Below are 13,666 nucleotides of genomic sequence, written 5' to 3'. Positions count from 1 at the left end.
TTCACCTCTCCTTATAAATCTTGCCACTTAATGATAAAAACCCCTCTATCAATCACCTTGCTTCGATAGAGGGGTGTGTGTCTGTATTACTCTTGTATAAATATCAACTGATCACCATATTCGCGTTCTGTCAGTGTCAACTGACCCTGATCTACACTGTAATCAAAAGTATCTACTATAGAATCCAGCGCATTTTCCAACGCATCTTCTGTATACTGACCATCTGACTTTTCTGCCATATCTTTCAGTTCTGACTCATCCGCCGTAATTATAATCGTCTTTTCCTCTTTGTCCATTGTATAATTCATATTGACTGTCACATCACTGACATCTGCAACTTCCGAAATCGTAACCGACATCTTACCATTACTCTTGATAGACATATTCAGATTGCCATCATCACTTGCCCAATCACCTTCCAATGGATTCGTTGTAAATAATTTCGTCAGAAGAAAAATAGCTATTATTATAATCAGGACAGATGAAACACTCGTAACAATCCTCCAGATCTTACTTCTTTTTGCTTCGTCATTTTTTGCTATTATCATCTATCCAGTTCCTCTCGTCTTTATTATTGTGTTCGTCTTAAATTATAGGTGCTTTTTTCTCTGGTGTCAACGGGGGAGTTTTCTTTATTCCTCCACCTCTACCAACAGATAAAACCCTTTCTCTGTCTTTTCTATTTTTTTAATGATTCCCTTGCGCGCCTTTATTCTCTGGCCTGTACGATAGATGCCTGACATTGCAATGGAAGGCTCAACCAGATAAGTATATTGTCCTGTCACAGCACTTCTCTCACTGATCTCAACTTCCTGCCCTTCCTCCACCAGTCCTTCTCTTTCCATTTTAAATCTTTCCTGTCTCATCGTGTTTCTCCTTTCTTCCGGTCTTGCGATCCATATCTGGCACATATGTTCCATTGTGCAACTATTTGTTGATATTCGGCACTTTTTATGTTCTTTTTCGCAACAATTGGTAAAATATACCAAATATATTAAGGAGGTTGCAGCCATGTCATTTTCCGAAAAGTTGAAAACATTACGCCTTGAAAATCATATGACGCAAGATTATGTTGCAAAGCGCATAAATGTTGCACGATCAACAATTGCCGGTTATGAAACCAAAAATCGTCAGCCCTCTCATGAAAAGCTGACCGCATTCGCTAATCTTTTTCATGTGTCTGTTGATTATCTCCTTGATGATGATGAAACTATCGTTCTCTCTTTGTCTCAATCAGGCACATCTTCGATTGACGACCAGGAACTTTTATCAAAATATCACAATCTTTCTTCACGCTCAAAAGAGGATCTTTTTACCTACATTCAGCTTTTAGAATTGCGTGATGAAAAACAAAACCAGCTATAATATCCGCTGGTTTCTTGTTTCTATTCTTTTACAAATCTATGATAAATATATTCGTTAGCCATATTTTCCTGACTATCATCCAGCGGACTTAATTCCACTGTTCCATATTTTCTTTCCAATGCCTTCTGAATCAGGTAATCACATATCTGCGGGTTTTTTGGAAGAAGAGGACCATGTAGGTATGTTCCGATTACATTCTTATACACAACCCCTTCATATCCGCTCTTCCCATCATTTCCTGCTCCATAAAGCACTTTACCAAATGGTTGATTATCATTAATATACGTTCTTCCTCCATGATTTTCAAAACCTACTACCGGCATCTTGACCAAATCACTTTGCAAAACAATATTATCGATCAGACGTCCTTCTTCCTGTTCTGTATAGATATCGACAAGATTCAGACCTTCTATCATTCCAGCATCTGTTTTATAGTATTTGCCCAGAAGCTGATATCCCCCACAAACAGCTATCACAACGCCATTATCCTCAACATATTCTTTGAACTGGCTCTGAATCTCCAACAGATTGTGACACACAATTGCCTGTTCCCGGTCAGAGCCACCTCCAAGAAGTACAATATCCAGCTTAGAAAAATCAATCACATCCCCAGTGTTGAATTCAATAGTCTCTGCTTCAATCCCTCGCCATATACATCGCTGCATCATACAGGCAATGTTCCCGCGATCTCCATACAGATTCAAAAGATCCGGATAGAGATGTCCTATGGTAATCTTCATGTCCTTCGTATCCATTATCTATCTCCTTCCAGTTTCTTTAACACATTTCTGGTGCTGAACAACGCTGTATAGTTCACCAACACATAGAGATTGCCACAGCCATTCTCTACACGTTCGCAGATCGCCTTTTCAACATCTGGTTCCAACATAGAAGAAATATCCACATATTTCATCCGCAATCCCATGTCATGGCACCGAATCCCACTGACTGTAATAGAATTAATGTTCGCCTCTTTGAAACGATCAAAATCTACATCCCACAGCCAGGATACATCCGTCCCATCCTGTGCGTTATCATTAATAACAATGATAATATCCTTCAAGGTCTCATCCTGCATAACGGCAGATATATTCTGGTTAAAACCTGCCGGATTTTTGGCAAGATTCAGTACAATCCGGGTATCTTTGATCATGAACGGTTCCATACGTCCGTTTTCCGGGTTAAATCTGGCCAGCATATCATTAAAATGCTCTACCTTAAGGCCAGCCGTTCTGGCTGCAGAATATGCAGCCAGTATATTATAAACATTATAAAAGCCCTTATAATTCGCCCGAAGTCTTCTTCCTTCAACTGTAAATGCCAAATGATCCCCAACTTCAATCTCCGAACCATTGAACTGAATCTCCGGTCGCTTAAAATCACAGCCTGTACAAGAATAATCTCCCAACTGACTGTAATGATAGAAATTGTAATGGAGTTGCGCTCCGCATCGCTTACAGAAACGCCCCTCTCTGATTTCATGAGAATCCTTGTCATCCATAACCTTTTCACTGATTCCATAAGTAACGAATGGATTTCCACTGTCCATTGCAAGATATGCGGATAACGCATCATCTCCATTTACAATAACTTTCATATCTGGAGCCTGCTGCATGACCTCTTTTAAAATATTCATGGTTATGTCAATCTCACCATATCGATCTAATTGATCTCGGAACAGATTGGTCAACACCATATAATCTGGTTTAAAATGCGGAAACACCCTTCTGGTAGAGGCTTCATCTACCTCTATACACGCATAATCTGCTTTTAGGCTTCCTCCAATCCCAGCACCCAGAGCAAATGCCGCCACGACTCCATTCAGCATATTAGAGCCGGTATGATTACAGATCACTTTATATCCTTCTGCCTCAATCGCCGCACAGAGCATATTATTCGTTGTCGTTTTACCATTCGTTCCGCATACGATAAAGATATCGTTTTTTACCTGTCCTGCCAATTCCTTTAATATAGTAGGACATATCTTTAATGCAATTTTTCCGGCCCATGTCACTCCCTGACGGTGAAACACATGAACACTTATCTTCTCCGTTATCTTCGCTGCCCATATAGCCAGCATTCTGCGTAATCTCATGGTCTGATTATTCCTCTAATAATTTTGAAATATTCTCTGGTTCTGGCATAGAACGAATAGCGCCTTTCTTCATTGTAATCAAAGCTGCGCCCGCATTGGCATATGTCAGAATATCACCAAGTTTCTCTTCATCTAAATTCTCCAATCCATGTGCCAACACACCATGAATGGAACATCCACAGAAAGTATCTCCAGCACCTGTCGTTTCAATTGCCTTTACCTGGAAACCTTTACGCTCGACTCTCATATCCTTGTAATATGCACGGCTTCCTTCCTTGCCCATAGTCAGGAATATCAAAGGGATATTGTATTTTTCCTGCAAATAACGAATACCGTCATCATAATCTTCCATGCCGGATATAAACTGAATCTCATTATCTGAAATCTTCAAAACATCACAATACTGGAAGCCATATTCCATCTGCTTTTTTGCTTCCTCCAGAGACTCCCAAAGAGGTGGCCGTAAGTTTGGATCAAATGTAATCATACATCCCGCTTCCTTTGCCACTTCTAACGCTTTCTTTGTTGCAGTTCTAACTGGTTCGCCCGTCATAGATAAGGTTCCAAAATGGAATACCTTTGACTGACGAATCAAATCATAATCCACCTCATCTTCTGTCAACATCATATCTGCTCCCGGTTTACGATAAAAAGAGAATTCTCTGTCTCCATCTGGAAATGTATGTACAAACGCAAGTGTTGTATGAATCTCCTGATCCAGGACCAGTCCTTTCGTCTCGATTCCCAGTTCATCAATCGTTCCCTTTAACAGACGTCCGAACTGATCTTCGCCTACTTTTCCGATAAATGCTGTCTTTCTTCCCAATTTATTTAACATTGCCAGTACATTACATGGAGCTCCTCCCGGACAAGCCTCAAAAAGATTATTTCCTTGATCACTCTGTCCGTTCAATGTAAAATCTATTAACATCTCACCCAATGCTGTTACATCATATAATTTTTCCATAAACATAACTCCTTATTCTGATATTTCTAAATATTTTACCATACAATAATCAATTTTAAAAGAGGACAAGCCTGCTGTGGCAAGAACAATTTTACTTTTTTCCGGCAAGCATGTATGATGAACAAATCTCAACAAGAAAATCCCCTTTGTTATGACTCAATCACAACAAAGGGGGTTTTGACTTTACTCTCTTTCATACTACCCCAGCAGATGTACTCCACCTAACAGTACATAAGAAATAAACCACATAATAACCGTAGCCATACAGATTCCCAGGATAACTGCTGGAAATGCTTTTTTAAACTTTACACCAAGTAATGCAGCAATCAATGATCCAGTCCATGCACCTGTTCCCGGAAGCGGAATTCCCACAAAGAGTACCAGACCCCAGAATTCATATTTCTCAATCTTATCACTTTTACTCATAGCCTTGGCTTCTAATCTGTCTACCATCGGTTTTAATTTTTTTGTTCCCTTCATCCAGTTAAAGATTGGCGTAATCAAAAGCAGGATAAATGGTACCGGAATAATATTCCCGATGATACATATTGGAATGGCTTTTGCCACCGGAACTCCCAGTAATGGTCCTGCGACCAGAAGTGCTCCACGAAGTTCCAGAATCGGTATCATTGATATGATAAATACAATGGCTTCTTTTCCTACAGTTCCGCCAAGGGCATCAATAATTCCCTGTACTAAAGTTTCTGTCATAGAATTCTCCTTTTTACTTGTTCATGTATTTCTTTAAAAATGAAAATAGAATCTCCATCTCTTCTCTGGTTCCAATCGTAATCCGAAGATATTGTTCAATTCTTTCACTTCCCCAGAAACGAACATAGATTCCATTTGCCCTCAATGCTTCAAACAATTCTTTCGCATCATACTCTGGATGCGTAACAAATACGAAATTCGCCCTGGAATCTCCAAATTGGAATCCCATTTTTTTCAATTCTTCTTTGGCCCATTCTCTGGTCTCAATAATCTTATGGACTGTTGTTTCAAAATATTCCTTATCCTTCACTGCCTCTGCACCACAGATCAGCGAAGTCTGATTCATGGTATAAGAATTAAAAGAATATTTGGCATCGTTCAGATAACGTATCAATGTCGGATTACTGATTGCATATCCAATTCTCATTCCTGCCATAGAGCGAGACTTTGAGAATGTCTGAACTACGATCAGATTATCATACTTGTCAATTAATTCTACTGCTGAATGCCCTTCCGCGAAATCAATATATGCCTCATCAATAATTACAATTACATCCTGGTTCTTTGTAATGATATCCTCAATCATATCCAACTCTTCATAAATTGCCGTAGGAGCATTCGGATTTGGGAAGATTACACCGCCATTTTCTTTATAGTAATCTTCTTTTCTGATTCGGAAGTTCTCATCCAGTTTCTGGCATTCATAAGGAATCCTGTAGAGATCTGCCCATACCTTGTAAAAAGAATAGGTGATATCCGGAAACAATATTGGCTTTTCTGAATTAAAGAATGTCAGAAAGCACATAGATAACACATCATCTGATCCCACACCAACAAAAACCTGATCTGGATTCACATCATAGAATTTTGCCAGCTCTTTTACCAACGGTGCTGCTGTCGGGTCTGGATACAAACGAAGTCTGTCCATATCCATCATTCCCAGAGCTTTCTCAACTCCCGGTGCCGGTGGATATGGATTCTCATTCGTATTCAGCTTGACAACTTTATTCTGAGGCTGTTCTCCTGGTACATAAGGCTCTACCTTACGAATGTTTTTTTCAAATGCTTTCATATTCTTATCCTTTGCTATGTAGTTAAAAATATTCCTTTGACAGTTCTTTGAATTTTGGCAGTGAATTAATAATTGTCTCATAAGCTACACAATAAGCAAGTCTTACATAACCCGGGCATCCAAAGGAACTTCCAGGTACCAGAAGTAAATTATATTTTTTCGCTGCCGCGCAGAATTCTTTTTCATCTGCAATTGGAGATTTTACAAAAAGATAAAAAGCACCTTCTGGTTTAATGCATTCAAATCCACAATCTCTCAGTCCATTGTATAAAGCTTCTCTATTTCTGTCATAGAAAGAGATGTCTGTCTTCTCATTGATACATTTTGCCACCAGTTTCTGCTGCAATGTAGGTGCATTGACAAATCCCAGAATACGCGTTGCTACATTTGCTGCAGAACACACATCTTCACTATCTTTCACTTCATCTGGAATGACCAGATACCCAATACGTTCTCCAGGAAGAGACAATGATTTACTATATGAATACCCTACGATCGTATTCGCATAATACTTCGTCAAATATGGAACCTCCACTCCATCATACACCAGTTCACGATACGGTTCATCTGAAATCAGATAAATATCTGTACCATATTCCTTTTGCTTTGCTTCCATGATTGCCGCCAATTTCCGGATTGTTGCTTCTGAATATACAACACCGGTCGGATTATTCGGAGTATTTACGATAACAGCCTTGGTCTTCGGTGTGATCTTCTGCTCAAATTCATCTAATTTCGGCTGAAAATCTACAGTATTCGGTGATATTTCCACTAAGACTCCATCGTAGTTATTGGTATAAGAACGATATTCACCAAAATATGGCGCAAATGTGATTACTTCATCCCCTGGATTAATCAAAGTTTTCAAAATTACATTTAATCCTCCGGCAGCACCAACCGTCATGATAATATTTTTTCCTTCAAAATTCGTTCCAAAACGCTCATTCAGAGAATTCGCAACAGTCTCTCTTACATCTGCATATCCTGAGTTACTGTTGGTATAACCATGAAGAACAACCGGATCATTCTCATCTAACAATTCAATAATCGCTTTTTTTACTGCCTCTGGTGCCGGCACATTTGGGTTTCCCAGACTAAAATCAAACACATTCTCTGCCCCGTAGATGCTTGCAAGACGGTTTCCTTCTTCAAACATTGCACGAATAGCAGAACTATTAGCTACCATATTTTTCATTTTCTCTGCAATCATTTTTCTCTCTCCTTTGTATTATTCTCTATTCTGGTTTTTTTCTGTTACATCGCCCTTTTCTACCATAAACACGGGACGATAGGATAATTTTGCCTTTCTCAGGCCTTCTGCTCCAGTATCCTCTTCTCGGTTGACATATAGATACTGTTGACACTCATGCTCTACAAACTGCTGATTAATCATTGGATATGCTCCCTGTACATCTGCATATGCCTTTTCAATATGAACAACAAAAGTATCTGAACATATTGGTTCTCCCAACGAAAAAGCAACAACTTCACCATCAATTCTTAAGATTCCACCTTTAAGTTCCAGTTCTTCAAACAGTCGAAGGGCATTCATAGTAACACAGACTTCTCCTCTTTTCTCGGGGTCATCTTCACATCCGTTCTGATTACGCCATTTCAAAGCCATCTGAAAACATTCCTCTATATTATCTTTCGTTACACTCTCATAAGACCATCTGTCTTCATACATTGCTTTAAATTTATTGATATGGTTCCGCTTCCCATGTAACTTCTTCCCCGACAAGGTCGCCAGTTTCTCAGATTCATACACATAATCTGCACTATCACGGTCATACTCAATCTGAAATCTTCCCGGATACCATTCTTCTAACTGTGCAAAATACTCCGGTGTCACATTATACATCGCAAACGGAACATTGCGTTCCTTACTGTACTGCATCAATACTTCCAATGCTTTTTTCACATTTGCGGGTTCACCCGCCGGATATGCGAATGCCAGATGTGTCTCATCTTCACTCTTGAACACCAGTGCATCTTCTACGATTGCCCACTTCACCGGATACTGCCTGGACCACAAAAAAACATTTGCAAATGTTCTTTCACAGCTTCTGCTGGTATGATGATTAAAATAATGTGATATAATTTCTTTATCTTCCAGTTCAGCTCTCTTAAATTGTATCTCTAACATACTTTACCTTCTTTTCTCTTTTCATTGAACGTTTTTTAGTATAGCATATTTTTTTTCTTTTTTCTTCTTTTTATTATAAATCTTATAACAAACACGATAATAAGCACAATAATAAGAATCAAGGCATATAACATAAATGCAAATTTGTTCGGTTGTTTTACCAATTCAATAATATTCTTACTGTCATCTTCCAGTTTTCTTCCTTCCTTTTCCCCGTAATAAGAAGGAATCTGTGATATACCCTTCTCATTTTGCTCAAATGATTCCAGATAAGATGCAAGTGCATACCATTCTTTCACTTCATTTCCACTCTGGTCGTGCACAATATAATCTTCAAAATCCTCAATCTTATTTCCATTCTCATCTTTCGGTGTAATTTTCAGAAGTCCCTTTGATGTATCTTCTACTGTTCCAAGCATCTGCGCAGAATATAAACCTGCTACTACACGATAGAGCTTGTCATCCTGAATCTCCTCCGTCTGTTTTTCTTCTGTATATGGAACATTCTGTGACAGTTCAACTTCTATGACACGATTCAGAATCATACGGCTCGGATTATAAGTCCAGCGCATTCCACTTGGATATAACTGGGCCGCCGTCATGATTGGCGACACAGATACATCAATCTCTGCGACTGTCTTCAATTCCTTTCCTGTCAGATATACACTCACCAACGGATAACCTGGAATACGATCCGCACCGATTCCTAATGAACTGATATTAAACACATCTGACACTGTTACTTTTCCTTTTTGCAAAGTGTCACGAATCACTCCTGAAGGAGCAATTGCAACATCCACCGGCTTATATTCCGCTCCTTCCGCCTTTTCTACCGCATAGATATACGAATCTGCAATAATACTTCCCAGTGGATCTTCTTCTAATTCTTCCGCGAAATCATCTCTTTGTGTAAATTCTACATTATTTTCTGCCAACACCTGATCAAATGTATAGCCAAACTGCTTCAGATACTCTTCGTCTACCTTTTCTTTATATTTTTTAAGTTCCGTCGTTATCGCTTCATCTTCTTTCACCGAATCATCCAGATGATTCAATTGATATTCATCCAGTTCCCATCGTCCATCTTCCTTTTGAATCAGATCCAGTTCTCCCAGATTCTCCCCATAACAGCCGGCAGACACAATGTAAGTATCCCCCTTCTGAATCGGTTCCTCTAACTTCGTATGAGTATGACCGCTGATGATCACATCAATCTCCGGCACTTCTTTTGCCAGAAGTTCGTCTTCCGATTTGCCTTCATCTTCACTGGTCCCACTATGAGAAAGACATACGATCATATCTACATCTTCTTTTTCCAATTGATCGACCAATTCTTTTGAAGTATCCACTATACTTTCAAAAGTAAGCCCACTCTCCGGCGCACAGTCCTCTGCATCTTCTCCCAGGACACCATAGACACCGATTCTTACTCCTCCATGCTCGACAATCACGTACGGTGTACTTCCGTAATCCTCAAGCACCTGGTGAATCCGTTCATTATCTTCAGATGTATTCTTCGCCCAGTCAATATTCGCACATACAAAAGCTGGCAGTTGAAGCGATGAGTCTTCCTCTGCATTTTTCAAAGCTGCATGAAACATATTGCTGACACCTTCACTTCGATAATCAAACTCATGATTGCCAAAGGTAGTAACATCGTACCCCAGGCGTCCCAGCATCGTAAGCTCTGTTGCATCTGTCTCATAAATGGTCTGATAAAGCGTTCCCATGGAAAAATCTCCGCCATCCACCAGAAACGTCGCCGGATTTTCAGCTTTCTTTTCATCAATCAACGTCTTCATCTTAGCAAGCCCGCCAATCATGACGGATTCCTCTGATTTATATGCATCCAGATGGGAATGCATGTCGTGAGTAAATAATATTTTTACTTTCTGCTCTCCATCCGAATCAACAGATGTCGTCTCTTCAGCCACCACGGATGTCACACACATCAGACAAAGCATGATAACCAACAGCATAGATGCCATCATTCTTTTTCTAAAGTTCATATCTTATTCCCCTTTTTATCAACAATATTGTTAAAAATTATCTTTCCCCTTTTGAATACAATAAAACCTTCCTCTGCTGCATTTTTCGGAAGGTTTATCTTGTATTGCTATTTCATCCTATTCATTTTCATTCATATTTGCAAGCTTCGCTGCCTGATCAGCTGCGATACACGCATCAATGATCTCCTGGATATCTCCGTTCATAATCTTATCAAGCTTATACAGTGTCAATCCGATTCGGTGATCTGTCACACGTCCCTGTGGGAAGTTATAAGTACGGATCTTCTCGGAACGGTCTCCGGTACCGATCTGGCTCTTTCTTGCTTCTGCTTCTGCATCATGCTGCTTCTGACATTCGATATCATACAGCTTTGCACGTAATAACGCGAATGCCTTTTCCTTATTCTGAAGCTGAGACTTCTCCGTCTGACTGTAGATTACAATTCCTGTCGGGTAATGGGTCAGACGCACCGCTGAGTCAGTGGTATTGACGCATTGTCCACCATTACCAGATGCACGCATAACATCGATACGGATATCCTTTTCATCGATCTGAATGTCTACGTCTTCTGCCTCTGGCATCACAGCGACCGTAATCGTAGATGTATGAATTCGTCCGCCTGATTCTGTCTCTGGAACACGTTGTACACGATGAACACCAGACTCATACTTCATTACCGAATAAGCACCTTGCCCATTAATCATAAAGGTAACATTCTTCATACCACCAATACCGATTTCTTCACACTCTACTAATTCTACTTTCCAACGTTTGCTCTCTGCGTAATGAAGATACATACGATAAATCTCTGCTGCAAAAAGTGCAGCTTCATCTCCGCCGGCACCTGCACGGATCTCTACCACAACGTTTTTATCATCATTCGGGTCTTTTGGCAACAGAAGAATCTTAAGTTCTTTCTCCAGTTCTTCTACTCTTGCCTTCGCTTCATTTAATTCTTCTTTGGCAAGCTCACGCATCTCTTCATCAGATTCCTCTTCTAACATCTCAAGACTGTCTGCGATTGTCTGCTTGCATGCTTTATATTCCTTATATGCCTCAACAATGGGGGTCAGTTCATTCTGTTCTTTCATGAGCTTACGGAATCTGGCCTGGTCATTGGCCACATCCGGCTCCTGCAACTCACTCAATATTTCTTCCAGACGAATGAGCAAATCCTCTAATTTGTCAAACATAACTCTTCCTCCTCAATCTATCCTTACGCAAGACATTTCCCTTGCGCACGTTATCTTTTATTGTACATGCCTGTAACCACACGGTCAAGACCTGCCAAATCCTTTTTTACTTTTATATCCTTATATCCACTTTCTCCCATAAGATACGACACATCCGATCCCTGATCGTGACCGATTTCAAACATCAGGAATCCTCCATCTTCCAGATATCTTTTGCCTTCTTCTATTATCTTACGGTAAAAGTACAGACCGTCTTCTCTTCCATCTAACGCAATCCTTGGATCATGAAAACGGACTTCCTCTTGAAGTTCTTCGATAACAGCAGTACGAATATAGGGTGGATTTGATACAATCAGCTGATATTTTTCTTCTATATGTTCAAAAAGATTACTCTGTACAAATTCTGCCGCGACTTCCAACCTCTCGGAATTTCTTTTTGCCACCTTCAATGCATCTTCTGATATATCACATCCGGTTCCCACAGTTCTCGGACATAATTTCAAGAGACTCAACAAGATACATCCTGAGCCGGTACACATGTCCAGCACTTTCATTCCAGGTGTCCCTGCACGAACTACCTTTATCGCTTCTTCTACCAGTACCTCTGTGTCCTGCCTGGGTATCAACACATGTTCATTAACATAGAACGAATATCCCATAAATTCCTGCTCACCGGTGATATGCTGCAAGGGGATTCTGCTTTTACGCCTTGCAATGCAATCCCGATATTGTCTTACCTGACCTTCTGCAAGCTCTCTTTCAGGATCTCCATAATAAGACGCTCTGCTGATATTTGTCACATATTCAAGCAGATACCACGCATCTAATGCAGCCTCTGCGATCCCAGCCTCTGTCAGTGCAGCAACACCTTCTTTATATATCTTCTGCAGTGTGAAAATTTTCTGCTTCATATGCTCTCCAATCGAAAACTGCCTCCACAGCCTGTATCGCAACTTCTATCATACTGTCATCCGGTTCTTTTGTTGTCAACTTCTGAATAGCGAGTCCCGGCTTACTGAACAGGTTGATCAGCGGGTTTTCACTGCATCCTGCCAGTTTCAATACTTCATAGGAGATTCCTGCAATTACCGGAAGCAAAGCAATTCGGATAATTATCCGCATAAATGGAGATTCTACCCTGATCAGCAATAACAGAATAATACTGATAGCCAACACAAAGAATAAGAAACTAGTTCCACATCTCTTATGCTGTCTGGAACTGATACGGACATTTTCCACTGTAAGCGGCAGGCCATGTTCAATACAATTGATACATTTATGCTCTGCCCCATGGTACATAAATGTTCTCTGGATATCTTCCATTCTGGATATCAGAAGCACATACACTACAAAAATCCCTATTCTTACGAATCCTTCTATGACAGTTCTGATAGTATAGGAAGCAATCAACGGCTTCAATAATAAAGACAGGAAATATGGTAATACCATAAAGATTGCAACTGCTGCGACTACGGAAAATACCACAGTAATTCCCATAATAATGCTCTCCTGCTTTTCCTTCTTCTGTGCTTCTTTTTCTGTCAGTTCCTGAACCTCTTCTTCCTCTTCATAAAAACTTGCAGAGAACGTCAATGTCTTTATCCCCAGTACCATAGAATCAATAAAATTAAAGATTCCTCTGACAAATGGTACTGTCGTCAGTTTCTTCCATCTGCCCGTAATACTCTGATAAGTCTCTTTCTGTACAAAAATCTCTCCATCCGGCTTGCGCACTGCCACAGCATAATCATCCTTATGCTTCATCATGATTCCCTCCAGCACTGCCTGTCCGCCAATATTTGATGACTTCATACACAACTCCTTTATTTCTATAAACATAAAAGGGTTGAGATTATATCAACCTCAACCCGATACTTGTAAATATTATTTGTCCATTCCGTATTTCTTATTGAACTTATCAACACGACCACGAGCCTGAGTTGCTTTCTGCTGTCCTGTATAGAATGGATGACATTTAGAACAAATTTCTACGTGAATATCTTCTTTTGTAGATCCTGTTACAAATGTATTGCCACAGTTACAAGTTACAGTTGCCTGATGATATGCTGGATGTATTCCTTCTTTCATGATTTTCACCTCTTCTTTA

The 13,666-nt window shown here is 39.9% G+C and carries 15 protein-coding genes; 1 reads left to right on the top strand and 14 read right to left on the bottom strand.

Annotation, left to right across the window (positions count from 1 at the left end):
• Nucleotides 1-86: 86 nt before the first annotated feature.
• Both ACQRBH_RS07835 and ACQRBH_RS07830 read right to left on the bottom strand, forming a co-directional pair.
• Nucleotides 87-548 carry a hypothetical protein gene (locus tag ACQRBH_RS07835; RefSeq protein WP_347376226.1) on the bottom strand — a complete coding sequence of 154 codons (462 nt, stop codon included), beginning with the start codon at nt 546-548 and terminating at the stop codon, nt 87-89.
• Nucleotides 549-632: 84 nt separating this feature from the next.
• Nucleotides 633-866, bottom strand: a complete 234-nt coding sequence (locus tag ACQRBH_RS07830) for a hypothetical protein (RefSeq protein WP_347376227.1) — start codon at nt 864-866, stop codon at nt 633-635.
• Between the two features lie 145 nt (nt 867-1,011).
• Between ACQRBH_RS07830 and ACQRBH_RS07825 the strand changes: the two genes are divergently transcribed.
• Complete coding sequence (locus ACQRBH_RS07825) at nt 1,012-1,365, top strand: helix-turn-helix transcriptional regulator (protein WP_347376228.1); 354 nt, start codon at nt 1,012-1,014, stop codon at nt 1,363-1,365.
• A gap of 20 nt (nt 1,366-1,385) precedes the next feature.
• Here ACQRBH_RS07825 and ACQRBH_RS07820 read toward each other — a convergent pair whose 3' ends face one another.
• From ACQRBH_RS07820 to rpmE, 12 genes are all read right to left on the bottom strand, one after another.
• Nucleotides 1,386-2,105: a glutamine amidotransferase gene (locus tag ACQRBH_RS07820; protein WP_347376265.1), complete on the bottom strand. Its 720-nt coding sequence runs from the start codon at nt 2,103-2,105 to the stop codon at nt 1,386-1,388.
• A 14-nt stretch (nt 2,106-2,119) separates the two neighbouring features.
• Nucleotides 2,120-3,460, bottom strand: a complete 1,341-nt coding sequence (locus tag ACQRBH_RS07815; protein WP_427741906.1) for a MurT ligase domain-containing protein — start codon at nt 3,458-3,460, stop codon at nt 2,120-2,122.
• A 7-nt stretch (nt 3,461-3,467) separates the two neighbouring features.
• Nucleotides 3,468-4,427: a carbohydrate kinase family protein gene (locus tag ACQRBH_RS07810; RefSeq protein ID WP_427741907.1), complete on the bottom strand. Its 960-nt coding sequence runs from the start codon at nt 4,425-4,427 to the stop codon at nt 3,468-3,470.
• Between the two features lie 198 nt (nt 4,428-4,625).
• A complete protein-coding gene (locus ACQRBH_RS07805; RefSeq protein ID WP_427741908.1) occupies nt 4,626-5,138 on the bottom strand; it encodes a COG2426 family protein in 513 nt (170 codons plus the stop codon).
• Nucleotides 5,139-5,151: 13 nt separating this feature from the next.
• The gene (hisC, locus tag ACQRBH_RS07800; RefSeq protein WP_235233281.1) at nt 5,152-6,210 is read right to left on the bottom strand and encodes a histidinol-phosphate transaminase; all 1,059 of its coding nucleotides are present in this window, start codon (nt 6,208-6,210) and stop codon (nt 5,152-5,154) included.
• Nucleotides 6,211-6,232: 22 nt separating this feature from the next.
• Nucleotides 6,233-7,420: a pyridoxal phosphate-dependent aminotransferase gene (locus ACQRBH_RS07795; protein ID WP_427741910.1), complete on the bottom strand. Its 1,188-nt coding sequence runs from the start codon at nt 7,418-7,420 to the stop codon at nt 6,233-6,235.
• A gap of 18 nt (nt 7,421-7,438) precedes the next feature.
• Nucleotides 7,439-8,356, bottom strand: coding sequence for a DUF2156 domain-containing protein (locus ACQRBH_RS07790; protein ID WP_235233279.1), 918 nt, complete (start codon nt 8,354-8,356; stop codon nt 7,439-7,441).
• Nucleotides 8,357-8,391: 35 nt separating this feature from the next.
• A complete protein-coding gene (locus ACQRBH_RS07785; RefSeq protein WP_427761299.1) occupies nt 8,392-10,365 on the bottom strand; it encodes a bifunctional metallophosphatase/5'-nucleotidase in 1,974 nt (657 codons plus the stop codon).
• A gap of 117 nt (nt 10,366-10,482) precedes the next feature.
• Nucleotides 10,483-11,559, bottom strand: a complete 1,077-nt coding sequence (gene prfA / locus ACQRBH_RS07780) for a peptide chain release factor 1 (protein ID WP_235233277.1) — start codon at nt 11,557-11,559, stop codon at nt 10,483-10,485.
• A gap of 50 nt (nt 11,560-11,609) precedes the next feature.
• Nucleotides 11,610-12,470 (bottom strand): peptide chain release factor N(5)-glutamine methyltransferase, encoded by an 861-nt coding sequence (gene prmC / locus ACQRBH_RS07775; RefSeq protein ID WP_427741912.1) that lies wholly within the window; start codon nt 12,468-12,470, stop codon nt 11,610-11,612.
• A complete protein-coding gene (locus tag ACQRBH_RS07770) occupies nt 12,433-13,371 on the bottom strand; it encodes a DUF1385 domain-containing protein (protein ID WP_235233275.1) in 939 nt (312 codons plus the stop codon). The genes prmC and ACQRBH_RS07770 overlap by 38 nt, the downstream gene beginning before the upstream one ends.
• A gap of 72 nt (nt 13,372-13,443) precedes the next feature.
• The gene (rpmE, locus tag ACQRBH_RS07765) at nt 13,444-13,647 is read right to left on the bottom strand and encodes a 50S ribosomal protein L31 (RefSeq protein WP_235233274.1); all 204 of its coding nucleotides are present in this window, start codon (nt 13,645-13,647) and stop codon (nt 13,444-13,446) included.
• Between the last annotated feature and the right edge of the window lie 19 nt (nt 13,648-13,666).

This window comes from Bariatricus sp. SGI.161 (assembly GCF_050313695.1).
In the GTDB taxonomy this organism is placed as follows: domain Bacteria; phylum Bacillota; class Clostridia; order Lachnospirales; family Lachnospiraceae; genus JAFBIX01.
The sequence above is the reverse complement of the archived record's forward strand: the minus strand, read 5'-3'. Positions and strand labels throughout refer to the sequence as shown.